The organism is Aquitalea magnusonii, from assembly GCF_002217795.2.
GTDB lineage: Bacteria > Pseudomonadota > Gammaproteobacteria > Burkholderiales > Chromobacteriaceae > Aquitalea > Aquitalea magnusonii_B.
In genome coordinates this window covers 265,792-289,253 of record NZ_AP018823.1, presented here as the reverse complement: position 1 = coordinate 289,253, position 23,462 = coordinate 265,792, and the positions used below count along the sequence as shown (strand labels likewise).

Annotated in this window: 25 protein-coding genes and 1 tRNA gene; 7 read left to right on the top strand and 19 right to left on the bottom strand. The window is 61.9% G+C overall.

What is annotated here, in order from left to right:
* Positions 1 to 64 precede the first annotated feature (64 nt).
* A complete protein-coding gene (locus tag DLM_RS01460) occupies positions 65 to 1,057 on the top strand; it encodes an arginine deiminase-related protein (protein WP_089084051.1) in 993 nt (330 codons plus the stop codon).
* 455 nt (positions 1,058 to 1,512) lie between these two features.
* Here the strand turns inward: DLM_RS01460 and DLM_RS01455 are convergent, their stop codons facing one another.
* From DLM_RS01455 to DLM_RS01405, 11 genes are all read right to left on the bottom strand, one after another.
* Positions 1,513 to 2,709, bottom strand: coding sequence for a tryptophan--tRNA ligase (locus tag DLM_RS01455; protein ID WP_089084050.1), 1,197 nt, complete (start codon positions 2,707 to 2,709; stop codon positions 1,513 to 1,515).
* Between the two features lie 14 nt (positions 2,710 to 2,723).
* Positions 2,724 to 3,365 carry a site-2 protease family protein gene (locus DLM_RS01450; RefSeq protein WP_089084049.1) on the bottom strand — a complete coding sequence of 214 codons (642 nt, stop codon included), beginning with the start codon at positions 3,363 to 3,365 and terminating at the stop codon, positions 2,724 to 2,726.
* Positions 3,366 to 3,437: 72 nt separating this feature from the next.
* Positions 3,438 to 4,058, bottom strand: coding sequence for an L-threonylcarbamoyladenylate synthase (locus tag DLM_RS01445; protein WP_089084048.1), 621 nt, complete (start codon positions 4,056 to 4,058; stop codon positions 3,438 to 3,440).
* Positions 4,059 to 4,078: 20 nt separating this feature from the next.
* Positions 4,079 to 4,945, bottom strand: a complete 867-nt coding sequence (locus tag DLM_RS01440; protein WP_089084047.1) for a 3',5'-nucleoside bisphosphate phosphatase — start codon at positions 4,943 to 4,945, stop codon at positions 4,079 to 4,081.
* 3 nt (positions 4,946 to 4,948) lie between these two features.
* Entirely contained in the window at positions 4,949 to 5,134 is a 186-nt protein-coding gene (locus DLM_RS01435) for an oxidoreductase-like domain-containing protein (RefSeq protein WP_231959992.1), read from the bottom strand.
* Positions 5,134 to 5,349, bottom strand: coding sequence for an RNA-binding S4 domain-containing protein (locus DLM_RS01430; protein ID WP_089084046.1), 216 nt, complete (start codon positions 5,347 to 5,349; stop codon positions 5,134 to 5,136). The genes DLM_RS01435 and DLM_RS01430 overlap by 1 nt, the downstream gene beginning before the upstream one ends.
* A gap of 200 nt (positions 5,350 to 5,549) precedes the next feature.
* A complete protein-coding gene (locus tag DLM_RS01425) occupies positions 5,550 to 6,107 on the bottom strand; it encodes an AAA family ATPase (protein ID WP_231959991.1) in 558 nt (185 codons plus the stop codon).
* Positions 6,108 to 7,005: 898 nt separating this feature from the next.
* Entirely contained in the window at positions 7,006 to 7,998 is a 993-nt protein-coding gene (locus DLM_RS01420) for an asparaginase (protein WP_089084096.1), read from the bottom strand.
* A gap of 129 nt (positions 7,999 to 8,127) precedes the next feature.
* Positions 8,128 to 8,670 (bottom strand): hypothetical protein, encoded by a 543-nt coding sequence (locus DLM_RS01415; RefSeq protein ID WP_089084044.1) that lies wholly within the window; start codon positions 8,668 to 8,670, stop codon positions 8,128 to 8,130.
* Positions 8,671 to 8,734: 64 nt separating this feature from the next.
* Positions 8,735 to 9,232 (bottom strand): hypothetical protein, encoded by a 498-nt coding sequence (locus DLM_RS01410; protein WP_145985747.1) that lies wholly within the window; start codon positions 9,230 to 9,232, stop codon positions 8,735 to 8,737.
* Positions 9,233 to 9,430: 198 nt separating this feature from the next.
* Positions 9,431 to 10,159 carry a UTRA domain-containing protein gene (locus DLM_RS01405; RefSeq protein WP_089084042.1) on the bottom strand — a complete coding sequence of 243 codons (729 nt, stop codon included), beginning with the start codon at positions 10,157 to 10,159 and terminating at the stop codon, positions 9,431 to 9,433.
* Between the two features lie 210 nt (positions 10,160 to 10,369).
* Here DLM_RS01405 and DLM_RS01400 point away from each other — a divergent pair, with 210 nt between their 5' ends.
* The 5 genes from DLM_RS01400 (at position 10,370) to DLM_RS01380 (ending at position 15,032) form a co-directional block, all read left to right on the top strand.
* Positions 10,370 to 11,467 (top strand): ABC transporter substrate-binding protein, encoded by a 1,098-nt coding sequence (locus tag DLM_RS01400; RefSeq protein WP_089084041.1) that lies wholly within the window; start codon positions 10,370 to 10,372, stop codon positions 11,465 to 11,467.
* A 165-nt stretch (positions 11,468 to 11,632) separates the two neighbouring features.
* A complete protein-coding gene (locus DLM_RS01395) occupies positions 11,633 to 12,544 on the top strand; it encodes an ABC transporter permease (protein WP_089084040.1) in 912 nt (303 codons plus the stop codon).
* Entirely contained in the window at positions 12,541 to 13,332 is a 792-nt protein-coding gene (locus DLM_RS01390) for an ABC transporter permease (RefSeq protein WP_045845566.1), read from the top strand. Before DLM_RS01395 ends, DLM_RS01390 begins: the two co-directional genes overlap by 4 nt.
* Positions 13,333 to 13,359: 27 nt before the next feature.
* Positions 13,360 to 14,364 (top strand): ABC transporter ATP-binding protein, encoded by a 1,005-nt coding sequence (locus DLM_RS01385; protein WP_089084039.1) that lies wholly within the window; start codon positions 13,360 to 13,362, stop codon positions 14,362 to 14,364.
* A complete protein-coding gene (locus DLM_RS01380; protein ID WP_231959990.1) occupies positions 14,364 to 15,032 on the top strand; it encodes an HAD family hydrolase in 669 nt (222 codons plus the stop codon). The genes DLM_RS01385 and DLM_RS01380 overlap by 1 nt, the downstream gene beginning before the upstream one ends.
* A 45-nt stretch (positions 15,033 to 15,077) precedes the next feature.
* Here DLM_RS01380 and DLM_RS01375 read toward each other — a convergent pair whose 3' ends face one another.
* The 6 genes from DLM_RS01375 to DLM_RS01350 all read right to left on the bottom strand — a co-directional run bounded on the left by DLM_RS01375 (position 15,078) and on the right by DLM_RS01350 (position 21,414).
* Complete coding sequence (locus tag DLM_RS01375) at positions 15,078 to 16,337, bottom strand: DUF1615 family protein (protein ID WP_089084037.1); 1,260 nt, start codon at positions 16,335 to 16,337, stop codon at positions 15,078 to 15,080.
* Between the two features lie 127 nt (positions 16,338 to 16,464).
* Positions 16,465 to 17,529: a YjbE family putative metal transport protein gene (locus DLM_RS01370; protein ID WP_089084036.1), complete on the bottom strand. Its 1,065-nt coding sequence runs from the start codon at positions 17,527 to 17,529 to the stop codon at positions 16,465 to 16,467.
* Positions 17,530 to 17,562: 33 nt separating this feature from the next.
* Entirely contained in the window at positions 17,563 to 18,825 is a 1,263-nt protein-coding gene (locus DLM_RS01365; RefSeq protein ID WP_197715481.1) for an NRAMP family divalent metal transporter, read from the bottom strand.
* The gene (gene hflC, locus DLM_RS01360) at positions 18,822 to 19,700 is read right to left on the bottom strand and encodes a protease modulator HflC (RefSeq protein WP_089084035.1); all 879 of its coding nucleotides are present in this window, start codon (positions 19,698 to 19,700) and stop codon (positions 18,822 to 18,824) included. Before hflC ends, DLM_RS01365 begins: the two co-directional genes overlap by 4 nt.
* Positions 19,700 to 20,737: an FtsH protease activity modulator HflK gene (gene hflK, locus DLM_RS01355; protein WP_231959988.1), complete on the bottom strand. Its 1,038-nt coding sequence runs from the start codon at positions 20,735 to 20,737 to the stop codon at positions 19,700 to 19,702. The genes hflC and hflK overlap by 1 nt, the downstream gene beginning before the upstream one ends.
* A gap of 110 nt (positions 20,738 to 20,847) precedes the next feature.
* Positions 20,848 to 21,414 carry a DUF4337 domain-containing protein gene (locus DLM_RS01350; RefSeq protein ID WP_089084034.1) on the bottom strand — a complete coding sequence of 189 codons (567 nt, stop codon included), beginning with the start codon at positions 21,412 to 21,414 and terminating at the stop codon, positions 20,848 to 20,850.
* Positions 21,415 to 21,673: 259 nt separating this feature from the next.
* Between DLM_RS01350 and DLM_RS01345 the strand changes: the two genes are divergently transcribed.
* A tRNA-Gly gene (locus DLM_RS01345) sits at positions 21,674 to 21,747 on the top strand.
* Between the two features lie 166 nt (positions 21,748 to 21,913).
* Here DLM_RS01345 and DLM_RS01340 read toward each other — a convergent pair.
* Both DLM_RS01340 and DLM_RS01335 read right to left on the bottom strand, forming a co-directional pair.
* Positions 21,914 to 22,921: an aldo/keto reductase gene (locus DLM_RS01340; protein ID WP_089084033.1), complete on the bottom strand. Its 1,008-nt coding sequence runs from the start codon at positions 22,919 to 22,921 to the stop codon at positions 21,914 to 21,916.
* Positions 22,922 to 23,033: 112 nt separating this feature from the next.
* Positions 23,034 to 23,417, bottom strand: coding sequence for a tautomerase family protein (locus DLM_RS01335; protein ID WP_089084032.1), 384 nt, complete (start codon positions 23,415 to 23,417; stop codon positions 23,034 to 23,036).
* Between the last annotated feature and the right edge of the window lie 45 nt (positions 23,418 to 23,462).

Sequence of the window (23,462 nt, the reverse complement as noted above, 5' to 3'; positions counted from 1 at the left end):
TTTTGTTTGATCTTGATCTGGCTACTATACCAGCACCCTCCACACTCCGCCCCGAATTCATACCATGGGAAATCAGAACCTGCCCTGGATTCAGCCGCTGTCGCTGAACCGCCCGGCGCAACCGCAACTGGCACGCGCCGTGGTCATGGTGCGCCCGGTCGACTTTGCCTTTAACGAACAGACCGGCGCCGACAATGTGTTCCAGCACCGGCTGAACCTGCCAGCCGCCGCAGTGACCGCCCAGGCCATGGCCGAGTTCGACACCATGACCCGACGCCTGTCTGAGCACGGCCTGCGGGTGATGGTGCTGGAAAAAAGCCCGGACGGCATTGCCACGCCCGATGCGGTGTTTCCCAACAACTGGTTTACCACCAGCGCCGATGGCAGCTTGCACATCTACCCCATGCACACGCCCAACCGCCGGCAGGAAAGGCGGGTGGAAGAACTGGCGCGGCTGTTGCTGCAACATGATTACCAGATCAACCAGATCAGCTGGGTGGGCCACCCGTGGGAAGAAGAGCTGATTCTGGAAGGCACCGGCGTGATGATTTTCGACCATGCCCGCCGCCGGGTGTATGCCGCCCGCTCACAGCGCTGCCATCCGCTGGCGCTGTACCGCTATGCCCGCTTGCGCGGTCTGGACGATGTGCAATTGTTCGACACCGCCGACAGCCACGGCGTCCCCATCTATCACAGCAATGTGATGATGTCGGTGGGACAGGATATTGCAGTGATCTGCGCCGACAGCCTGTATCAACCGGAACAACGCCAACAGGTGCTGGCCGCGCTGGAATCCACCCACGAGGTGATCCGCATCAGTCATGAGCAGGTGGAACAGCACTTTTGCGGCAATATCCTGCAACTGGCGGCACAGGACGGCACCCCGCTGCTGGCCATGTCGCAGCGCGCCTGGAATGGCTTCACCCCGCAACAGCAACGGGTGCTGGAGCGTCACGGCCAGCCGGTGGTCAACCCCATCCCCACCATCGAAGCAGTCGGTGGCGGCAGTTGCCGCTGCATGCTGGCGGAGGTGTTTTTGCCTCGACTGGAGCACTAAGCAGCCAGCAAAGCAAAATGCCACCTCCATGGCTCCTTGGCTCGCGCCGGACAAGGTGGTTGCATTGTATGGCAGGGCTGCCTCGCCAGCCCCCTTGCAAGCCCAGGCGACCTCGACGGCCCGCGTATTTCCGCCTGCCCGACCAAGGCCAAGGCGCCACCGAACTCGCGGCGTGCTATCGTCGCGCCGCTCAGACATGCGGTGGCTTAAAACCTTGCCCGTGGCCATTCAGTCGGCGCGTGCCAACGTGGGATCGGGCATACCGGTTCGAATCGCCACCTCCCTGCCACTCACCTCCATATACGCACTCTGCGCTCCCCCAAATTTCTGGTCGTGAAAAAGCCGCATGACACACAATATGGATATCAGTCTGGGGTAATCACCGCTCCCGGAAAATGAAAAAGCCGGAACTTCCGTTCCGGCCTTGTACTGCAAGCGCTGCCCAGGCTGAAGCTTTAGAAACCCAGCCCCATCGCAGCGCGCACGTCAGCCATGGTTTCCTTGGCGACCTTCTCGGCGCGGCGGCAGCCTTCGAACACGATTTCCTTCACCCGGTCCGGATGGGTCAGGTATTGCTCGGCACGTTCAAACATCGGTTGCTGTTCGCGCAGCACGCCGTCAATCACCGGCTGCTTGCATTCCAGACAGCCGATGCCGGCGCTGGTACAGCCTTTTTTCACCCATTCGCGGGTGTCGTTGTCGCTGTACACCTGATGCAGCTGCCATACCGGGCATTTTTCCGGATTACCAGCATCGGTGCGGCGCACGCGGGCCGGGTCGGTCGGCATGGCCTTCACTTTTTTGCTCACCAGCTCCGGCGATTCGCGCATGGTAATGGTGTTGCCGTAGGACTTGGACATCTTCTGGCCATCCAGGCCCGGCATGCGCGAGGCGGCGGTCAGCTTGGCTTCCGGCTCCGGCAGGATGGTCTTGCCCTTGTTTTCCAGCCAGCCGGCCAGACGTTCGCGGTCGGCCACGCCCAGGTTCTGGCTGGCGGCCAGAATCTCGCGCGCAGCTTGCAGGGCTTCGGCATTACCGTCTTGCAGATAGGCGGTGCGCTGCTGCATGAACTGCTTGCCCAGCTTGCCGATTTTCTTGGCAGCGGCCTGGGCCAGTTCGTCGAAATTGGGTTCGCGGCCAAACAGATTGTTGAAGCGGCGCGCCACTTCGCGGGTCAGTTCGATGTGCGGCACCTGGTCTTCGCCCACCGGCACCAGCCCGGCCTTGTACACCAGGATGTCGGCGGCCTGCAGCAGCGGATAGCCAAGGAAGCCGTAGGTGCCCAGGTCCTTGGTGGACAGTTTTTCGATCTGGTCCTTGTAGGTGGGTACGCGTTCCAGCCAGGACAGCGGAGTCACCATGGACAGTGCCAGGTGCAGTTCGGCATGTTGCGGCACCTTGGACTGGATGAACACCGTGGCCTTTTCCGGGTCGACACCAGCGGCCAGCCAGTCGATCACCATGTCCCAGATGCTCTTTTCGATGATGGCCACGTCGTCGTAATTGGTGGTGAGCGCGTGCCAGTCGGCCACCATGAAGTAACAGTCGTGGCTGGATTGCAGCTCTACCCAGTTCTTGATGACGCCGTGGTAGTGGCCCAGGTGCAGGCTGCCCGTGGGGCGCATGCCGGAAAGGATGCGGTTGGCAAACATGGAGCGGATTCCAGTTAGAAAAAGAGACTGAGCAGATGATACACCAGCTGGCGTAGCGGATTGAGCAGCGGCATGAGCACGCCGGTAAAGATCAGCGCGATCAATATCCACATGCCATAGGGTTCCAGCCGGGAATACTTGTAGGCCATGCCCGGCGGCAACAGGCTTTCCACGATGCGGCCGCCATCCAGCGGCAGCAGGGGCAGCAGGTTGAGCACCATCAGCGTGACGTTGATGTTGATGCCGGCCTTGCTCATCAGCGCCAGCGGCTCGGAATAGCTGTTGCTCATCACGATGGCGAGTTTCAGCAGCAAGACCCACATCACCGCCATGGCAAAGTTGGACAGCGGCCCGGCTGCCGCCACCCAGCGCATGCCGACGCGCGGATTGCGCAAGGCACCAAAATTCACCGGTACCGGCTTGGCCCAGCCAAACAGCACGCCGCCCATCATCAGCGACAACAGCGGCAGCAGCACCGTGCCCACCGGGTCGATGTGCTTGAGCGGGTTTAGCGTCATGCGGCCCAGCATGTAAGCGGTGGCATCGCCAAAGCGTTTGGCTGCATAAGCATGCGCGGCTTCGTGCAGGGTAATGGCCAGCAGGACTGGCAAGGCATAAATGCTGATCTGCTGGATCAGTTGTGAGGTATCGCCCATGGCTTCTTTTTCAAATGGAAAACGTTGATCCCCACTAGATGGGGGCAGGCATGGATGGTTCCAGTGCGGTGTTTACAGACCGAAGATGGCCGGATCGCCCTTGCCGCGGCGCAGCAGCTCCACGCCATCGGTCATGTCGATCACCGTGGTGGGTTCGGTACCGCACCAGCCGCCGTCAATCACCGCATCCACCGTGTGCTCCAGCCGCTCGCGGATTTCATACGGGTCGGTCAGCGCTTCCTCGTCGCCCGGCAACAGCAGGGTACAGGACAGGATGGGCTCGCCCAGTTCTTCCAGCAGCGCCAGTGCCACTTTGTGGTCCGGCACGCGCAGGCCGATGGTGGCGCGCTTGGGGTGCAGGGTACGGCGCGGCACTTCCTTGGTGGCCTGCAGGATGAAGGTGTAGCTTCCCGGTGTGGCGGCCTTGAGCTGGCGGAACTGGCTGTTGTCGACGCGGGCGTAGTTGGCCAGCTCGGACAGGTTGTGACACACCAGCGTCAGGTGGTGTTTGAGTTCGATCTGGCGGATGGCCAGAATGCGCTCCATCGCCTTCTTGTCGCCCAGCATGCAGCCTAGCGCGTAACAGGAGTCGGTGGGATACACCACCACCCCGCCATTACGCAGGATGTTGGCGGCTTCCCGGATCAGCCGCTGTTGCGGATTGTCCGGGTGAATCATGAAAAACTGTGCCATGTGTGTGCTTTAGTGTTGGTTTATGCCGCACGCGGAGCGCGGATGATGCGCTCCTGCAATGCCTGCCATACCGGCTGGCAGATGGGTGGCAAATCGTCGGTACGGCCCACGTCGCGGCCGCCCTCGCCCGGTGCATGGAAATCACTGCCGGCGCTGGACAGCAGGCCGTAACGCTGGGCAATCAGCGCATATTTGTGCATGTCGTCCAGGCTGTGGCTGCCGCTGGCCACCTCGATGCCCTGGCCGCCGGCATCCTTGAAATCCAGAATCAGGCGTTCGGTCAGGGTGCGGCCCATATCGTAACGGCCTGGGTGGGCAATCACCGCCATGCCGCCGGAAGCGACAATCCAGCCGACGGCATCGGCCAGCCGCGCCCATTCATGCGGCACATAGCCGGGCTTGCCCGGCGTCAGGTATTTGCGGAACACCGTGCGCACGTCCTTGACCTCGCCGCTGTTCACCAAAAAGCGGGCAAAGTGGGTACGGCCTATCATTTCCGGGTTTTCACACACCGCCATCGCGCCCTCGAAAGCGCCATGAATGCCGATGCGGGCCAGCGAGTCGGACATTTCCTGTGCGCGCTGCACCCGGCCATCGCGGATGGACTGCAAGCCTGCCATCAGCGCCGGATGTTCCGGGTCTATGCCCAAACCGACAATATGCACGGTGTGCTTGCCATTCCAGGTGACGGACACCTCCACGCCATTGAGGAAATCCACGCCGTGGGCGGCGGCGGCGGCACGGGCATCGGCCAGGCCGCGGGTGCAGTCGTGGTCGGTCAGCGCCACCAGCGTGGCTTCGCGCTCTGCCGCGCGGGCAATCACCTCGGCCGGCGGCAAGGCGCCGTCGGAGGCATGCGAATGAAAATGCAGATCGATACTGGCCATGGCTTATTGTCCGTCCTTGTTGTGCCGCGCCTGCCAGGCGGCCAGCCGGCTGCGGTAGTCGCGCAGCTCGGCGTAATAGGTGTCGAGGATGCAGGGGTCACAACCGCTGCCGCAGCACATGTCGTCGGTGACTTCAAACGGCGGCTGCGGCATCGGGTCCTCATCCGGCGGCAGTTCGGCCTCGCTCATCAGGCCGCCACCACCGTGATGGTAAAGCCGTCGCCGCTAACCACTTGTCCGGGGCGGATCTTGCAGGTCTTGCGCAGCTCCTGCACGCCATCCACCGCGACATTGCCCTCGGCAATGAAATGCTTGGCTTCGCCGCCGGAAGCACACACGCTGCAGGTTTTCAGCAAATCGCACAGCGCGATGTAGTCATTACGCAAGGCAAAGGTTTCCTTCATTTTTACACATCCATTCTGGACAGGCTTGTGTACCGCTTGTGGACAAGGCCTGCAACTGTTTGAGCGAAAAGCAAAATCCGTCACTGCCCGTTTTTTAGGCAGTGACCACCGGTTTTCCACCCGGCGGCGGGACAGGCCTGTGAGCGGCCTGTGGAAAAACAGGACAAGCCCTTGAATGCCAAGGACTTTGTGCTGACTGACTATTTTTTAGGCAAACCATCAAGCCATTGCGGCAGTTGCCGGATGACACGCCAAGCCTGCTGCAGCCGTTGTTGTTCACTGCCGTACAACAAGACCGGAACAATGCCCACCGCCGCCAGCTCGGCCTGATACAAGCCCAGCAGCCAGTCACGCTCTGCTGGATGGCTGCGCAGCGGATCGGGCTGCCAGGGAATGTCTGCCGCCGTCAGCAGGGTCAGCACATAGTCGTGCGGGCGGTAATGCTGCAACAAGGCGGGCGATGCCTGCCCGAATGCCACTTCCGCCCATATCTTGCAGGTCAGCACCGTGGTGTCACAGATCAGCCAGTCATGCTGCCGTGCCGCCGCCTGTTCGGCCTGCAACTGCCCGCGGGCAATGGCCTCGATGTCGGACATCGCCACCTGGTAGGGGCGATTGGCGTAGTAGTCACGCGCGTATTCCGTCACATGGCTGGCACGCACGCCTTGCGCCTGCATGCTGGCGGCCAACTGGGCCGACAAGGTGCTCTTGCCACAGGACTCCGGCCCGACCACGGCGATTCGGTGAATGATGCTCACGGCAAACCTGCTGCCAAAGAGTGTAATTATACGTCGGCTTGCCCCGCTGCCAGTAGTCTTGCCGACGTTTTGTGCCGGACAAAGCGCTTTTCTCACCATTGGCGGGGACAGCCCTGTGCGCGAGCTGTGGAAAACAGCGGCAAGTGGCTGATACCACAATGGCTTTTTGCCATTGCCTGTTTTTTAGGCAAATATCCGTTCACAAACGGCTGCCCGCTGCCAGCCTGCCATCCGGGCCGTTTTCCCGTCTGGCCGGTATTTTTGCACATCCGCCGGGGAAAGCCTTGTGTACCGTCTGTGGGCAAATGCGCTAAGTGCATGATCTGCCAATTTTTTTCAACACTGCCTGTTTTTTAGGCAATCATCACGCCTGCCGGCCCGCATCGCCCTCCCCCCGCCCTGTCATGGCCTCACAAGGGCCAAAATCCAGCGGAATGCAAGCCAGACAAGGGTTTTACACACCACGCGGGGACAGGCTTGTGCATCGCCTGTGGGCAAGTGGGGCAAGTGCATGAATCCGCGGTACTTTTTATTTACTGCTTATTTTTTGAGCAAAGCAGCTTCTGGTGGATGCGGCTGGCCCGGCGCACCAGCACAAGCAGCGTGGCTGCTGTTTTTACACAAGCAGCGGGGACAGGCTTGTGTGTGGTCTGTGGACAAGACAGCTAAGTCACTGAGATTGAAACGACTTTGCAACACTGCCTGTTTTTTGAGCAATTCCGGTAGTTTTCCACGCCAGCCGTGTACCGCCATGTGGAGGGGATGTGGATAAATGCGGCAAATCATTGAAGATACAGGAAAATTCAACACCGCTTATTTTTTAGTCAATTTCCACACTACTGAGCAATAAAAAAGGCGTGCCGCTGGCACGCCTTGCATGGCTGAGCACGATGCGCTGCTAGCTGCTCTCGCTCACCAGCACCGTAGACAATTGCTGGCGCAGCGCATCGCCACGCAGGCCTTGCGACAGCAATACCAGCAGCTTGGCCGTGGCCGCCTCCGGCGTGAGGTCGGCACCGGCAATGGCACCGGCACGGGCCAGCGGCTGGCTGGCGGCATAAGCACCCACTTCCACCGCGCCATGCACCACCTGGCTGATATTCAGGACTGCGCCACCACGGGCAGTGAGCGCCGCCACACCATCCAGCAGTACCGGGTCGGCCGGGGTGTTGCCATTGCCATAGCTCATCAGCACCGCGGCATCCAGTCCGCCCTCCTGCATGGCCTGTCCGGCCAGCGTGCTGGCATAGCCCGGCGTCAGGAAGAAGCTGGCCAGCTTGAGCGAAACATCCAGCGCCACCGGCTGGAAAGGCTGGCTGGCACGCAGCCAGTGCTGGCGCTGCCAGTGGGCCTGAATGCCAAAGCGGGCCAAGGCCGGGGCATTGGGGCTGTCAAAACCGGCAAAGCTGGCGGCATCCAGCTTGCGGGCGCGGCAGCCGCGCAGCAGCAGGCGGTTGAAGGCAATGCACACTTCGTGCAGGTCCGGCTGGCTGGCGGCTTCCAGCGCATCGGCCAGATTGCTCCAGCCATCCGAACGCGGGTGGACCAGCGGCAGTTGCGCACCGGTGACAATCACCGGCTTGGCCAGGCCTTGCAGGGCAAAGGCCAGCACGCTGGCGGTGTAGGCCATGGTGTCGGTGCCATGAATCACCACAAAGCCGTCATACGCGGCGTAGCGCGTGGCCAGATCGTCAATCAGTTGCTGCCACTGGGCCGGGACAATGGCTGAGGAGTCGATCAGTTGCGGGTATTCCACCACGTCAAAGTCCAGTGCCGGGGTACGGAAGCGCTCCAGCAGGCGCGGCAGCAGGCCGGGAACCGGGGCCAGGCCTTCCGGGGTGTGGTCCATGCCGATGGTGCCACCGGTATAGAGGATGAGCAGGCGGGTCATGGTTGCATCCTTGGTCAACATCAAACAGCCGGCATGGTAGCGCAAAACCCGCCGGTCTGCGGCATCGCGGCAATGACAAAACCCCCGCGACAGCATGGCTGTGACGGGGGCTGGCAGACGGCAAGCGGCTTAGCGCAATGCTTCGCCGATGGCCTCATTCACTGCATGCTGGGCGCTGCCGATCTGAGCGATGATGTAATGCTGCAGGCCGCGCAGATAGGGGTCGTCCTCTTCATGGCTGGCATCCTGCCGCGCCTTGTCCAGCAGGCGCAGGGCCTGGTGGAAACGGTCGTCCGGGCGATACTGGGCATCCGGCGGCAGGCGCTGGAAGGGGTTCTTGCCATCATCAATGGCCGCATCGTGCATGGCATGCAAGGCCTGGTTGATGGCGTCCACCGCGCGGTGTTCGCCCTGCTCCACCTGCGGTTGATCCGGGCGGGCCAGCAGATCACGCGCCAGGCGCAGGTCGGTCATGGCGTGCATGTAATAAGGATGCTCATCCGGGTGCCAGTGGTGCTGCTCAAAACGCCAGGGCATGCCTTCGTGCCAGTCCTGGCGCATGTCGGGGTGCCAGCCATTATCGTGCCAGTCGTCAGCCTGTGCTGCCGAAGCAGCCAGCAGGGCAGCACCAGCCAGCAGCAGGCCGGCTACGGATTTCTTCAGGGTCAACATGATCACTCTCCTTGCGTACAAGCGGTTTTTTTATTGTTACGGCAAAGCGCAATCCGCAGTTGGCTCAACGCAGTGCGTCGGCAATGGCCTGCTGGGTGGCACGGTGGGCGTCATCAATATGGCGCAGGATGCGGCCTTGCAGCTCGCGCACCCAGGGGTCGTCCTCGCGATGGCTGGCATCACGCCGCGCCTGTTCCAATAATTGCAGCGCCTGATGGAAGCGGTCGGTAGGACTTAGCCGGGCGTCGGGGCCGGGAATCTGCCAGGGGTTCTTGCCATCCTGAATGGAGGCCTGGGTCATTTCCTTCAGTGCGGCATCAATGGCACCGACAGCCCAGCGCTCATCATCCTGTACCGGCTGCACATCCGGCCGCGCCAGCAAGGCACGCGCCTGGCGCAGATCGCTCATCGCATGGCTGTAATACGGGTGCTCGGCCGGATTCCAGTGCGGGGCAAGCGCCACCGGCTTATACACCACCTGGGTGCGGGTGGGGGTGACAACACAGGCGCTCAGGCTGAGCGTGGCCATGGCCAGCAGCAGCCAGTGCGCGCTTTGGGACATGCGGGGTTTCATCGGGGTCTCTCCACAAATGGGAACGATGAGAAGCATGCCCCCGAGCTTGCGGCGAGTCTGTTGCCCGGCTGTATCGCTTGGTAAGCATTTGTAATGGAAATGTGTGCAATTGTTAATTCATGCCTTTTTCGCACTGAAAACCAGCCATTCAGGCCAATGGCATGATGATATGGCGCTGCACACGGCTCAGGCCTGCGGCTGGCTGTCCACCGTGACGCGGATGGCATCGTGCCGCCAGTATTCGATATCGCAGTCGATGATGCGCTGGTTCTGGTCGTAATTGACGCGGGCAATACGCAGGATGGGCGAGCCCTCGGCCAGCATCAGTGCCTGCGCCACCTCGCCACGGGCGGCGGTGGGGGTGATGTCGAAACGGGAGCGGCGGTACTGCAGGCCATAGCGCGTCTGGTACAGCTCGGTGAGTGACTGTGACAAATCCTCAGCCATGATGCCGGGAAAGCATTCCGGCTTCAGGTAGTGTTCGACATACAGCACCACCCGGCCATCCAGGCTGCGCAGGCGGCAAATCTGCAATACCCGCGCCAGCGCGGGCAGTTGCAGGCGCTGGCTGATTTCCGGTGCCGCCACCATGCTGCGCGATGCCAGTACGCGGGTGTCCACCCGCCGCTGTTGCTGTTGCACCATCTGCTGGAAATGCACGCGATATTGCGGGTTGTATTCCAGCCGCGGCGGGGCCACAAACCAGCCGCGGCGGTCTTCACGATAAATGCTGCCTTCGGCCTCCAGCGCCAGCAAGGCATCCTTCAGCGTGATGCGGGTGGTGTCGAACAGGTGCGACAGGGTGCGCTCCGAAGGCAGTTTGGCACCGGGCGGCAGCAGGCCACCGGCAATCTGCGCCAGCAAGGACTGTCGTATTTGGGCCACCTGGGTCTGATTATTTTCTGTCGCCATCATCTGGCCTAGTCCACAAGAAATTAACGTCAGCATCATGTTTAGCAGACCAGCATGACAGCCGCGCGACAGCATGTCGGTTTATGACCAGAACAGGTCGCTCCCAGGACTTCATGCAACTGACACGCAACTGAAACTTGCCGCACATCATCTCGTCATCTGCACTGCCTAAGATCGCCCTGCTCAATTGACCTAGTCCAAAGGATGGAACCAATGAACAAGAAGCTGATGGCCGCAGTTGTTTTGTCCGCACTGAGTATTGGTGCTTCCGCTGTGCATGCACAGGATCTGAACAGCCTGATCAAGGCAGCAAAGCAGGAAGGTGAACTCACCACCATCGCCCTGCCGCATGACTGGTGTGGTTACGGCGACCTGCTGGCCGGCTTCAAGGCCAAGTACGGCATCAAGGTAAACGAACTGAACCCGGATGCCGGTTCCGGTGACGAGGTCGAGGCCATCAAGGCCAACAAGGGCAACAAGGGGCCGCAGGCGCCGGACGTGATTGACGTTGGCCTGTCCTTTGGCCCGCAAGCCAAGGCTGCCGGTCTGATCCAGCCGTACAAGGTGTCCACCTGGAACAGCATTCCGGCCGAAGTGAAGGACAAGGACGGCTACTGGTACGGCGATTACTACGGTGTGCTGGCGTTCGAAGTGAACACCGACATCATCAAGAAGGTACCGGCTGACTGGGCCGACCTGCTGAAACCGGAATACAAGAATGCCGTGGCGCTGGCCGGTGACCCGCGCACTGCCAACCAGGCCATCATGGGCGTGTACGCTGCCGGCCTGTCGCAAGCAGGCGGCAACCCGGCCAAGGCTGCCGACGCTGGCCTGAAGTTCTTCTCGCAACTGAACAAGAACGGCAACTTCGTGCCGGTAATCGGCAAGGCTGCCTCGCTGGCCCAGGGCAGCACCCCCATCATCGTGCGCTGGGACTACAACGCCCTGGCCGACCGCGACACCCTGAAGGGCAACCCGAAAGTGGCCGTGGTGGTGCCGAAGTCCGGCGTGGTGGCTGGCGTATACGTACAGGCCATCAGCGCCTACGCCCCGCACCCGAATGCCGCCAAGCTGTGGATGGAATACCTGTACTCCGACGAAGGCCAACTGGGCTGGCTGAAGGGCTACTGCCACCCCAGCCGCTTCAACGACCTGGCTGCCCGCAAGAAAGTCCCGGCCGACCTGCTGTCCAAGCTGCCGGCCGCAGCCAACTACAAGAAGGCCGTGTTCCCCACGCTGGAACAGCAGGAGGTCTACAAGGCCACCATCACCAAGCAGTGGGACAGCGTAGTGGGCAGCAACGTCAAGTAAGCCTGCACTGCTGATCTGCCTTGCCGTCATGGCCGCTGCGGCGGCCATGACGTTTACCCCATCCTGTCACCGGGACAGACCCGACCTGCCCACCAGGCAGCACAACAGCACGGCAGCACCCCTGCCCATGCCGGGCTTCCCCATTTTTACGAGGCTGCACCACGGATGCCCACTTCACCCGATTCCGTCACACACTGCCCGCCCGAGACCGGCCCGGCTCGCCAGAGACTGGCACCATCTGCGCTGAACTGGCTGGGCGTGGTGCCGTTTTTCCTGTTTGCCCTGCTATTTCTCATCCTGCCCACCGCCACGCTGATGATAGGCGCGTTCCAGGATGCCAACGGCCATTTCACCCTGGGCAATATCGCCAAACTGTTTGACGACAGCATTCTGTCAGCCTACTGGATCAGCTTTGAAGTCAGCGCGGCGTCCGCACTGGGTGGCAGCCTGATCGGCCTGTTGCTGGCGCTGGCGGCGATTCAGGGCGGCCTGCCCGCCTGGATTCGCCCCACGCTGATGACCTTCTCCGGCGTGGCCTCCAATTTTGCCGGCATTCCGCTGTCGTTTGCCTTTTTGTCCACCCTGGGCCGCATGGGTCTGGTGACGGTACTGCTGCGCAACTATGCCGACTTCGACCTCTACAGCACCGGCTTTTCCATTCTCAGCTTCATCGGCCTGACGCTGACTTATCTGTACTTCCAGATTCCGCTGATGGTGCTGATTGTCACCCCGGCCATTGACGGCCTGCGTGCCGAATGGCGCGAAGCCTGCGAAAGCCTGGGCGGCAGCAGCGTCGCCTACTGGTGGCATATTGCCCTGCCCATTTTGTGGCCCAGCATTCTGGGCTCCACCCTGCTGCTGTTTGCCAATGCCTTTGGCGCGGTGGCCACTGCCTATGCGCTGACCGGCAGCTCGCTCAATATCGTGCCCATCCTGCTGTACGCGCAGATTCGTGGCGATGTGCTGCACGACCAGAACCTGGGCTATGCGCTGGCACTGGGCATGATTGTGGTGACCGGCCTGTCCAATGCCGGCTATATCTGGCTGCGCAGCCGCGCCGAAAGGGGGCGTGAATGAAATCGACATCGCGACTGGGCGCCTGGGTGGCCATTGCCATCGGCACCATTTACTTTTTGCTACCGCTGATTGCCACTTTCGAGTTCAGCCTGAAAATGAACCGCGACGGCTACAGCTTTGAAGCCTACAAGGTGGTGCTGTCCGACCCCGGTTTTCAGGCCACGTTCGGCTATTCCACGCTGATGGCGGTGCTTACCATCATCGTCGGCATTCTGCTGGTAGTGCCGACGGCCTACTGGATTCAGCTGAAACTGCCGCGCCTGCGTCCGCTGGTGGAATTCATCACCCTGCTGCCGCTGGTGATTCCGGCCATCGTCATCGTGTTCGGCTACCTCAAGCTGTACAACAGCAGCGCCTGGCTGCCCTTGACCGGCAATGACCGCGCCACCGACTTTCTGCTGATGTGCAGCTACGTCACGCTGGCGCTGCCCTATCTGTACCGCTCGATCGACGCCGGCCTGCGCGCCATTGATGTACGCACCCTGACCGAAGCAGCCGAGAGCCTGGGTGCCAGTTGGCCCAGCATCCTGCTGCAGGTGATTTTCCCGAATGTGAAGTCGGCCATCCTGTCCGGTGCCTTTCTTACCTTCGCGGTAGTGATTGGCGAATTCACCATGGCCAGCCTGCTGGGCCGCCCGGCCTTTGGCCCCTACCTGCAACTGATCGGTGCCAACCGCGCTTACGAGCCCTCGGCACTGGCCATCATCGCCTTCCTGGTGACCTGGGCCTCGATGGGGCTGATCCAGGTATTCGCCCGCAATGCCCGCCCGGCCCGCAAGACGGCCTGAGCCCAGACAGAATCCAAGGAAAACCACATGGCTTACCTCACCATCAATAATCTGCACAAACGCTTTGACGACCATGTCGTGGTTCACGACTTCAACATGAGCATCGAACAGGGCGAATTCGTCACCTTCCTCGGCCCGTCCGGCTGCGGCAAGACCACCGTGCTGCGCATGATTGCCGGCTTTGAAACCCCCACCTCCGGCCACATCCGCGTGGGTGGCGAGGACATCACCCACCAGTCGCCGCAAAAGCGCGGCATCGGCATGGTGTTCCAGAGCTATGCGCTGTTTCCCAACATGAACGTGACGCAGAACATCGGCTTCGGCCTGAAAATGCGCAAGTGCGATGGCGCGGAGATTGCCCGCAAGGTGGCGGAAGTCATCAAGCTGGTGGAGCTCTCCGGCAAGGAAAACCACTACCCGCACGAACTGTCCGGCGGCCAGCGTCAGCGGGTGGCGCTGGCGCGCGCACTGGTGGTGGAGCCGCGCATCCTGCTGCTGGACGAACCGCTGTCGGCACTGGATGCCCGCATCCGCAAGAACCTGCGCGAACAGATTCGCGACATCCAGCGTCGTCTGGGCCTGACCACCATTTTCGTCACCCACGATCAGGAAGAAGCGCTCACCATGTCCGACCGCATCTTCGTGATGAATCAGGGCAAGGTGGAACAGGAAGGCCGTGCCGAAATGGTATACACCCAGCCGGCCACCGAATTCGTGGCCCGCTTCATGGGCAATTACAATCTGCTGGGCGCAGCCGACAGTCAGCGCCTGCTGGGGCTGAACATCAACGGTCATCTGGCCATCCGCCCGGAATCCATCCACGTGCTGGATGCCCACAGCCAGCAGGCCGACACCCTGGCCGGCACCATCCGCCAGCACCAGTTGCTGGGCAATATCATCCGCTACCAGATTGAAAGCGCGGGCGTCACCCTGCAGGTGGACCGGCTGAACCGCACCGCCAGCGACCTGATGCCGGCCGGCACCGAGGTGCGCTTGCAAATCAGCCGTGACGACATGCGCGAGGTGCGTTGATGCTGGCCATTTTCGATCTGGACGACACCCTCACCGACGGCGACAGCTCCAGCCTGTGGCTGCAATTCATGGTGCAACATGGTCTGGCCGCCGCCGACATGCTGCCGCGCGAGGCCAAGCTGATGGCCGCCTACCGCCGTGGCGAACTGCGCATGGAGGACTACATGGACTTCACCCTGCAGCCGATGCAGGGGCGCAGCGTGGAGGAAGTGGCCGAGTGGGTGGAGCGTTTCATTGCCGACATCATCGCCCCCATCGTGTTCGATCAGGCACGCGACACACTGGCACGCTACAAGGCCGAGGGGCGCACCCTGCTGGTGATCTCCGCCACCGGCGAACATCTGGTGGGGCCGATCTCGCGCTTTCTGGGGGCGGATGATTTCCTGGCCATCCAGCTGGCCACCGAGGCCGGCTGCTATACCGGCAACACCAGCGGGGTGATGACCTACCAGCAAGGCAAGGTGATCCGCCTGCAACAATGGCTGCAACAGCATGGCCAGAGCCTGGCCGGCAGCCACGGTTACAGCGACTCCATCAACGATGTGCCGCTATTGCAGGCGGTGGAGGTAGCTTACACGGTGAATGCCGACCCCAAGCTGGCCGCCGTGGCGGCACAGCAGGGCTGGCAGCCCTTGTTCTGGTCCCGCCAGACGCAGCCCGCCACATGAAAAACGGCCCTGCAAAGGGCCGTTTTTGCTTGCACAGGCCACAGATCAGGGCCGGAAGCCACCGCGCTGCATGCACTTTTCGTAACGGCCATCCACCCGTCTGGCAAACCATTCTGTCGTCAACTGGTGGGTGAACTTGGGGCTGATCAGCACGATTTGCGGGATGATCTGGCGCGGTGCCGCCTTGCCGGACTGCTCGGCCAGTGCAAACACCCGCTTGTAGACTTCGGTCTGGCTGAACGCCGCCAGTTTTTCCTGGCGCAGATCGCGCGCCATCTCGTCCGGGCTCAGGCGCAAGCGCCCGGCCAGGCCGTTGAGGGCGCGCTGGGTGTCGCTGGTGGCACCGGACAACACGCGGTTCATCTTGTCGCTGTACAGCATGATGTCGCCATCCAGTGCCAGCTTTTGCCCGGACAGATGCTGCACCGCCAACTGGAAGGCGGCATTGCGGCTGGCGTAACGCCCGGCGTTGTAGTCGGCAAAGCGGTACACCATGTCCGGGTAGCTGATGGGGTATTGCAGCAGGATGGCGGTGCCGAAATACACGCTGCCGCGCAGGCTGAATACTTCGTCGCGCAAGCTGGTATAGCTATAGGGATAAGGCCAGGCACGCACCTGGGTTTCGGCAAAGGCCACGCTCACCTGCATCGGTCCGCCATCACGGATGGGGTTCTTGTGTTCGAAGATGGTCTGGCCGAACGGCAGTTCGCGGATCATGTCTTCAAACAGCGCATTCATCTGCTTCTTGGTGCGCAGGGCATTCACCCGTTCCTTGTAGGTCTGGCCATTGGGAGATTTCTTCAGCATGGCCGCATCCACCACCAGCGAGGGGATGAAATACTTCTGCCGCCGCTCCTCGATCTGCCCCCAGACAATCCTGGACAGGTTTGGCACCACCGGATCGGGGTTGAAGCCGGACTCCTGCTCCGCCACCGCCAGCACCGCGCAGAAGTATTGCGGCGCATACGGAATCTTCAGATGAGTGAAGGCGGTCATGATGTCGCCATGCCATTCGCGCCGCGCCGGAATGCCGCGCGGCAGCAACTTGTCCAGCAAGGCGCTGCCTTCCTGCTCATTGTTATAGGCCGGTTGCAGCGGCAGTGGCACCGGCTTGCTGACGGGAGCAACCAGCGGGGCCGGCGTCACCGGCTTGACGACCGGTGCGGGCAGCAGGCTTTGCGGGTCCGGCATCGGGGCCGGGCGCAACACAGGAGCGGGAGCGGGAACAGGCTGGACCAGCGGGGCCACATTGCTGGCACAGGCGCTCAGGCCCAGCACAGCGGCAACAGACAGATAACGATACATACGGATCATCCTTCAACAGACGTACGCCATGGCGGCGGACGCCGGACTCATGCTGCCAGCCTGCCCGGCAAGGTGGGCAAGGCCAAGCGCAATGGCCTGCCGCCCATGCCCAGGCAAGGGCGGCTCATCAGTGCTTCACTTTATGACTGGGCGTCGGCGTGGGCAAAAAGCCCTGGCTCAGCAAATGGAATACCAGCCAGCCCAGCGCGCAGACCCCCACCAGCGCGGCCAAGCCCAATAGCAGCTTCACCAGCAGTGCCATGCGGGGCGAGGTCTGCAGGCCGTCGCTGGCCGCTGTGGCGGGCGCAGACGGCAGCGCTGCCGCCACGGAGACGGCGGGGGGCAGCAGCGGCACGCGGTGGGTGCTGGCAGGCAGTGCCTGTTCCACGGCATTTTGCGCGGCAGCAGGGCGTGGCGGCACGGCAGCGCTGGCCTCAGTTGCCTCACCCATGCGGGCCAGCCGGGTGGTCAAGCCATCCAGCCAGCCCAGCGGCGGAGGTGGCGTCAGTCCGGGCGCACGTTCGCGGATGATGCGGCTTTCCAGCAGCACAAACACCACGCACAGCAGCGGCACCACCACTTGCAAGGCCGGGGCCTGGGTATTCACCCAGTCCAGCAGCAGCGGGTCGCTCACCGCCAATTGCCCGGCCACCCAGGCCAGCAGGCTGGCCCCCAGCGGCAGCAGCAGCGGGTAGCCATTCAGCAGCCGGGCAATCAGCAGGCTGCCGTACATCAGCAAAGGCACGCTGAACAGCAAGCCCAGAATCAGGTACAGCACACTGCCCTGCGCGGCGGCGGCCAGCGCCACCACATTGTCCATGCTCAGGGCCAGATCGGCCATCACCACCACCGATACCGCCGACCATAGCTGGCGGCTGTCCGCGGTATTGCCAGGCAGGCTGTCCGCGTCGTCATCGCCCAGCAACAGCTTGATGGCAATGCTGATCAGCAAGACCGCGCCCAGCAGCTTGAGCAAGGGCAGTTGCAACAGGAAACCCACCACCGTGGTAAGCAGCACCCGCAGCAAAATGGCAAAACCGGTACCCAGCATCACAGCCTTGCGCATCAGTTGCGGCGGCAGCGAACGGCAGGCCACCGCAATCACCAGCGCATTGTCGCCACTCAGAATCAGGTCCAGCATGAACACTTGCAGCGTCATGCCCAGCGCCTGCATCAAACCATCCAGCTCCATTACAGCCTTTCCATTGCAATATCGCCCGCGGCTTCAGGCCGTCAGGGCACCGGCAAGCCCGGCAAACAGGCCAAGGCCACCGGCCAGAATAAACAGGGCTGCCACCAGCACGGCATACGGCCCTTGCAGTCGCAAGCCGGCAGGCAGTTCACTGCGTGCCAGCCGATACAGGAAAACCAGCACCAGTGGCAGCAGCACGGCATTGAGCACCCCGGTGGCAATCGACAGCCGCACCAGGCTGGGGCTGATGGCCACCACCGCAGCGGCCAACAGCAGCAGCAGGGCAAATGCCGCATAAAACCAGGGGGCGGCGCGTGGATGTTCGGCCAGCGCATGATGCCGCCCGCCCAGCTCGCCCAGCGCCCAGGCGGCGGACAGGCACACCACGATGGTGGCCACCAGCGCGCCGCCGCTCAGGGCCAGCGCAAACAGCAGCCGCCCGGCCAGCGGCCCCAGCGCCTGCCCGAAGGCATTGGCCAGCTCCGGCACGGTATCCAGCAATACCGCGCCATGCCCGGCAAATACCGAGGCCGCGGCAATCAGCACGGCGGCGGTGATCAACTGGCACAACACCGCCCCCAGCAGGGTATCGATGCGCGCCGCCCGCAGATCGGCCAGACTCAAGCCTTTGTCGATCAGCGCGGACTGCTGGTAGAACACCGTCCACGGCATCACGCTGCTGCCCAGATTGGCGGCCAGCAGGTAGAGATAAGCATGGTCCTGCAAGGGCAGTTGCAATAGCTGCTGGCGGATATGCGACCACTGCGGCCAGGCATGCCAGGCCATCCACAGGAAAGCCAGCTCCGCCACGCCCAGCAGCATGGCCATGCGCTCCACCTGGCGGTAACTGCCGCTGGCCACCATCAGGAAAATCAACAGCGCCAGCACCGCGACGCTCTGCCATACCGGCATGCCGTACAACTGCGCCACGCCGGACAGGCCGCTCATTTCGGTAAGCAGCGCGCCAAAGCAACTGAGGATCAAGGCCGCGGTGGACAGCCGCGCCCAGCCACGGCCAAAGCGCTGCAGCACCAGTTCGCCATAGCCCTTGCCGCTGGACAGCGCCAGCCGCACCGTCAGCTCCTGCACCATGAACAGCAGCGGAATGATCAGGAATTGCAGCAGCAGCAAGCGATAGCCCCATTGCGCCCCGCTCTGGGCGGCGGTCAGCACGCTGCCGGCATCGGTATCAGCCAGCATCACCACCAGCCCCGGCCCCAAGGTGGCGGCCAGCCGCTGCAGCCAGCCCAGACGGCGCGGCGCGAGATGACGCAAGGCACTGGCCAACTGACTCATGGCTTGCCGCTGGCCGGGCCGTTGCGGAAGTCATGCAGCAAGGCGGAGTCCGGCGTCAGCAACAGTGTAGGGGCCGAATCCGACAGCGCCTGACGGTAAGTCTGCAAGGAGCGGTAGAACTTGTAGAACTTGGGGTCCTTGCTGAAGGCTGCCGCCAGGATGCGGTTGGCCTGGGCATCGCCCTCACCATGGATGATGGCGCTTTGGCGCTGCGCCTCGGACAGGATCACCGTGCGCTCAGCCTCGGCCTTGGCCTGGATTTCCTGCGCCCATTGCGCGCCCTGGGCGCGCAGCTCCTTGGCCTCCTGCTGGCGCGCCGACTTCATGCGGTCATAAATGGCCTGACTGGTTTCCAGCGGCAGGTCGGCACGGTGCAGGCGCACCTCGGTGACTTCAATGCCCAGCATGCGGGCGCGGCTGGCGGTTTCCTGCTGAATCTGCTGCACGATGCGGGTGCGCTCTTCGGACAGCAGCGCCTTGAGCGGCACCTTGCCCAGTTCGCGCCGCAAGGAGGTGCTCACCAACTGGGTCAGTTGCAGGCGCGCCTGATCCTCGGTACGCAATGCCTGATAAAAGCGCAGCGGGTTGGCAATGCGGTAACGGGTATAGGTTTCCGCTTCCACCCGTTTTTCATCACCCAGGATGATCTGCTCCGGCGGCGGGGCCAGGGTTTGCAGGCGCACATCGTAAAACTGCAGGCTGTCCACCAGCGGCAGCTTGAACTTGAGGCCGGGCTCGGCATCCACGTCTATCGGCGCGCCCAGGCGGATGATCAGGCCTTTTTGCCCCTCGCTGAGGGTATAGAAAGAAGACGACAGCAGCCACACGGCAGCCAGCGCGGCCACCAAGCCCGCACCCTTGTAGGAAGTAGCCATCAGCGGGTCTCCTTGGCGGCCTTGGCCTTGTCTTTGTCTTGCAGCTGCAACAGCGACAGCACGCCGCCATTGCCGCCCTTGCCAGAGGAATCCACCACCACCTTGCTGGCCTTCTTCAGCACTTCGTCCATGCTGTCCAGATAGAGCCGCCAGGCGGTGACATCCTTGGCCTGGGCATAGCTCTGGTACACCGAATCAAAGCGTTTGGCCTCGCCCTGCGCCAGATTCACCACCTGGCTCTGATAGGCCTGCGCTTCCTGCAGGATGCGGGCGGCATCGCCACGCGCTTTGGGCAGAATATCGTTGCTGTAAGCCTGGGCTTCGTTGCGGGCGCGTTCCTGGTCGGCACGGGCGCGCTGCACATCGTTGAAGGCGTCGATCACCGCGGCTGGCGGGTCCACCCGCTGCAACTGCACTTGCGTCACCAGAATGCCGCTTTCGGCTTCATCCAGCCGGCTTTGCAGCAGGCTGCGGGTTTCATCGGCCACCTGCTGGCGACGGTTGGACATCACCGCCTGGATGGGGGTGCGCGACACCACCTCGCGCATGGCGCTTTCGGCGGCAATGCGCAGCGAGGTTTCCGGATTATTCACCTTGAACAAAAACTGCCCGGCATCCTTGATGCGCCAGTACACCACGCCATCGGCCTCGACAATGTTTTCGTCACCAGTCAGCATCTGCTTGTCGCGCGGGTCGCTGGAGTCCCCGGTCACCCCGTCGTACAGATTGGACAGCTTCAATTGCTTGATCTGCGTAACCTTGGGCAGCAGCACGGTTTCAATCGGCCACGGCAGGTGGTAATGCAGCCCGGCCTGGGTGGTATCCACCCAGCGGCCCAGGCGCAATACCACGCCCTGCTCGTCCGGCTGCACCTTGTAAATGCCGGCCATCACCCAGCCGGTGGCCAGCAGGCCGCCCAGCAGCAGCAAACCCTTGCCGCGCATGCCCATCAAATCCAGATAATAATCCACCCGCTGCGCCCAACTGCTGCGCGGCCTGCCCTGTATTGCCGCTTGTCCGGCTTCGTCTTGTTGCACTGCATTGCCTTTCTTGTTGCGGGCCCGTCCCGCACTTGCCGACTGCCTTCATGATTTGTCTACAACGCAGCATGGTTATTGACGGATGACAGCCCCTGCATGCTTTAGCGCTATAGCCAGCTACTGATTGCCAGGCCGATGCCGCCCAGGGCCGAAACCAGCGACACAGCCAGCAGCCAGCGCCGCTGCGTCAGCACGGTGATGGATGCCATGGCAACGGCAATCTGGATCAGCGTCATCGCCAGCGCCATGCGCTCGTGCGGGCGCAAAACCTGCTCCGAGCGCTCACTCAGCTCGCGCGACTCTTGCTGCAAAGCCTGGGCTTTCTGCAATTGCTCGGCCTGCTGGGTTTGCTGCTTTTGCAAGTCCGCCTGGAAACGCGCTTTTTGCGCCGGATCGGTCAGCAGTACCAGCGCCAGTTGGTCCAGATGCGCCTTGGTGGATTTGGCCTGATAGTAGGCCCAGGCATCCGATGCCTCGGACTGCTTGAGAATGCTCTGGTTTTTCAGGAACAAGGCTTCATTCTGCTTGGCCCCGCTCTGATAGCTGAACACCGCGCCAATAGTGGCCAGAATCGCCGTCAGCAGCGCAATCCTCTGTGCCAGTTGGCCTTTTTCCGCCTCTTCTTCCAGCAGCTTTTCATGCAATCCGGCAACTTCGTATTCTTCTTCCGCCATAGCACCTCCCAGTAGAAAGCACTTGCGGCACCAAGCCGCTGAGCAGCTTTATTCCGCAAGCATGGCCGGCATGCTCACGCGCGCGCGCCCGTCAAACAAGCGGTTTTCTGTGCAGTTTTTGTATCAGGACTACCGCAGGGGCCAACACCGGCCCCTCGCGGCGCGCAGGCAAAATGCCCCCCGCCGCAGCCCGCCCATCGCAGCAAATCATTCAAGCAGCTACCCAGCCAGTAAAAAGCCGGTTACAATGCCACCCTTCGCGGGCGTCGTATAATGGTAATACCCAAGCTTCCCAAGCTTGTGCCGTGGGTTCGATTCCCATCGCCCGCTCCACACCGAATTCCGGCAGATCCCTGATCTGCCAAAGAAAAAGCCAACCGGCAGCGGTTGGCTTTTTTCATGTCTGATGGATATCTGCTTGCAGCCGGGGCAGTCCGCCAAGGGCTCAAGGGTGTCTAGACAAACCGGGGCGATGCAGTGTTATGCAGCGCAGCCGCACTCAGGCAACAACAAGGCGCGCGTTGTCGCCGGCCCACAGGATAGGAGATCTTGCTGACGCCGTGGCCGCGAGCGTGCTGACGCTATCCAGACGATTGAGTTGCTCGGTCGACAGCTCGACCGTCAGGGCGCCAAGGTTATCGTGCAGCTGGGACAGCGAGCGTGGCCCGATGATCGGAACGGAGCCGTGGGTTCCGGCCCAGGCAATGGCAAGCTGACTCGCGCTAACGCCAAGCTCGGATGCAATCTCCAGTACGGTATCGAGAATCTGCGTGCGCTGTGCTGAGTTTTCAGGCTGGAAGACCCGCCCACCGAATCCCTCGGCGCGCCCCTTTTCACCTTGTCGATACTTGCCGGTGAGCATGCCGCCACCCAGCGGCGACCAGGTGACGATGCCAAGGCCGAGTGCGAGCGATGCCGGGAATAGATCAGTCTCTGGCTCACGGTGCACCAAACTGTGCTCGAACTGTGCCGCTGCAATCGGTACCGCATGGGTCAGCTCGGCCAATGTAACAGCGCGGGCCAGACGCCAGGCGGCAAAATTTGACAAGCCTGCATAAAGAATCTTACCGGCGCGGGCCAGGTCTTCAAAACCACGCACAATCTCCTCTGTGGGCGTCAGGCCATCGGGATGATGTGCCCAATAGATGTCGATCCGGTCGGTTTTCAGCCGCTTGAGGCTGGCCTCCACAGAAGCAATCAGCGCCTTGCGACTATTTCCAGTAACTAGCCGGCTGGCATTGGGCGCGGCCCCATTCGTGAACTTGGTGGCGAGTACGAAGTCTTCCCGCCGCCCTTGCAGCAGCTTGCCGAGCAGTTCCTCGGACTGGCCGAACTGGTAGATATCCGCTGTATCGATGAAGTTGCCGCCTGCTTCCGCGTAGGCGTTGAAGATTGCTTCCGCCACATCGGGATCGGCTCCGTAGCCCCAACCCGTGCCAAAATTTCCCGTGCCCAGTGCCACTTGCGATACTTGCAGGCCGGTTTTACCAAAGACTGTGTATTTCATGCTTCGCTCCGTTGATAGGAATGCGTGCGACGGCTCAACTGAGCACATCCGCTAATCGGCAGTCAGCGCCAGGCTTCAAATGGCTTCCGGACGCAGGTTCACCCCGCGCGCTTCAGCTTGCGTATTGGGCAATGCCATTGCCGAACGACCAGTTCTCTTTTTTGACCTCGACCAGACTGATGAAGACATCTTCCAACCGAACGCCGACCTCTCGGTTAAGGTTCTCCGCAATTGTCTTGTAGAGCAGCTTTTTTTGTTCTGTTGTCCGTCCTTCGTTGAGCGTGATCTGGATAAACACCACGCCATCGGTTCGCTTGATCCCGAGATACGTCGGGTCATAGACGATGTGGTCGTCGTCGTGCTCTGTCAGGACCTGAAAGTTATCCTTGTCAGGCACATTAATCGCGGCCTTCATTGACTCGTAAACCACCTTCCCCAGCCTTTTGGCATAGGACGTGTCAGGGTTCTGCTTGATGTCGATACGCACCAGGGGCATCTGTTTCTCCTTTGAGTCTTCTTGTGAGTCTTCTTGAGTGTTGAA

What these genes read in the sequence shown, in the direction of transcription:
- DLM_RS01460 (WP_089084051.1), top strand. Translation starts at nt 65, where the DNA reads ATGGGAAATCAGAACCTGCCCTGGATTCAGCCGCTGTCGCTGAACCGC.
- DLM_RS01455 (WP_089084050.1), bottom strand. Translation starts at nt 2,709, where the DNA reads ATGTTTGCCAACCGCATCCTTTCCGGCATGCGCCCCACGGGCAGCCTG.
- DLM_RS01450 (WP_089084049.1), bottom strand. Translation starts at nt 3,365, where the DNA reads ATGGGCGATACCTCACAACTGATCCAGCAGATCAGCATTTATGCCTTG.
- DLM_RS01445 (WP_089084048.1), bottom strand. Translation starts at nt 4,058, where the DNA reads ATGGCACAGTTTTTCATGATTCACCCGGACAATCCGCAACAGCGGCTG.
- DLM_RS01440 (WP_089084047.1), bottom strand. Translation starts at nt 4,945, where the DNA reads ATGGCCAGTATCGATCTGCATTTTCATTCGCATGCCTCCGACGGCGCC.
- DLM_RS01435 (WP_231959992.1), bottom strand. Translation starts at nt 5,134, where the DNA reads ATGAGCGAGGCCGAACTGCCGCCGGATGAGGACCCGATGCCGCAGCCG.
- DLM_RS01430 (WP_089084046.1), bottom strand. Translation starts at nt 5,349, where the DNA reads ATGAAGGAAACCTTTGCCTTGCGTAATGACTACATCGCGCTGTGCGAT.
- DLM_RS01420 (WP_089084096.1), bottom strand. Translation starts at nt 7,998, where the DNA reads ATGACCCGCCTGCTCATCCTCTATACCGGTGGCACCATCGGCATGGAC.
- DLM_RS01415 (WP_089084044.1), bottom strand. Translation starts at nt 8,670, where the DNA reads ATGTTGACCCTGAAGAAATCCGTAGCCGGCCTGCTGCTGGCTGGTGCT.
- DLM_RS01410 (WP_145985747.1), bottom strand. Translation starts at nt 9,232, where the DNA reads ATGTCCCAAAGCGCGCACTGGCTGCTGCTGGCCATGGCCACGCTCAGC.
- DLM_RS01405 (WP_089084042.1), bottom strand. Translation starts at nt 10,159, where the DNA reads ATGATGGCGACAGAAAATAATCAGACCCAGGTGGCCCAAATACGACAG.
- DLM_RS01400 (WP_089084041.1), top strand. Translation starts at nt 10,370, where the DNA reads ATGAACAAGAAGCTGATGGCCGCAGTTGTTTTGTCCGCACTGAGTATT.
- DLM_RS01395 (WP_089084040.1), top strand. Translation starts at nt 11,633, where the DNA reads ATGCCCACTTCACCCGATTCCGTCACACACTGCCCGCCCGAGACCGGC.
- DLM_RS01390 (WP_045845566.1), top strand. Translation starts at nt 12,541, where the DNA reads ATGAAATCGACATCGCGACTGGGCGCCTGGGTGGCCATTGCCATCGGC.
- DLM_RS01385 (WP_089084039.1), top strand. Translation starts at nt 13,360, where the DNA reads ATGGCTTACCTCACCATCAATAATCTGCACAAACGCTTTGACGACCAT.
- DLM_RS01380 (WP_231959990.1), top strand. Translation starts at nt 14,364, where the DNA reads ATGCTGGCCATTTTCGATCTGGACGACACCCTCACCGACGGCGACAGC.
- DLM_RS01375 (WP_089084037.1), bottom strand. Translation starts at nt 16,337, where the DNA reads ATGTATCGTTATCTGTCTGTTGCCGCTGTGCTGGGCCTGAGCGCCTGT.
- DLM_RS01370 (WP_089084036.1), bottom strand. Translation starts at nt 17,529, where the DNA reads ATGGAGCTGGATGGTTTGATGCAGGCGCTGGGCATGACGCTGCAAGTG.
- DLM_RS01365 (WP_197715481.1), bottom strand. Translation starts at nt 18,825, where the DNA reads ATGAGTCAGTTGGCCAGTGCCTTGCGTCATCTCGCGCCGCGCCGTCTG.
- hflC (WP_089084035.1), bottom strand. Translation starts at nt 19,700, where the DNA reads ATGGCTACTTCCTACAAGGGTGCGGGCTTGGTGGCCGCGCTGGCTGCC.
- DLM_RS01350 (WP_089084034.1), bottom strand. Translation starts at nt 21,414, where the DNA reads ATGGCGGAAGAAGAATACGAAGTTGCCGGATTGCATGAAAAGCTGCTG.
- DLM_RS01340 (WP_089084033.1), bottom strand. Translation starts at nt 22,921, where the DNA reads ATGAAATACACAGTCTTTGGTAAAACCGGCCTGCAAGTATCGCAAGTG.
- DLM_RS01335 (WP_089084032.1), bottom strand. Translation starts at nt 23,417, where the DNA reads ATGCCCCTGGTGCGTATCGACATCAAGCAGAACCCTGACACGTCCTAT.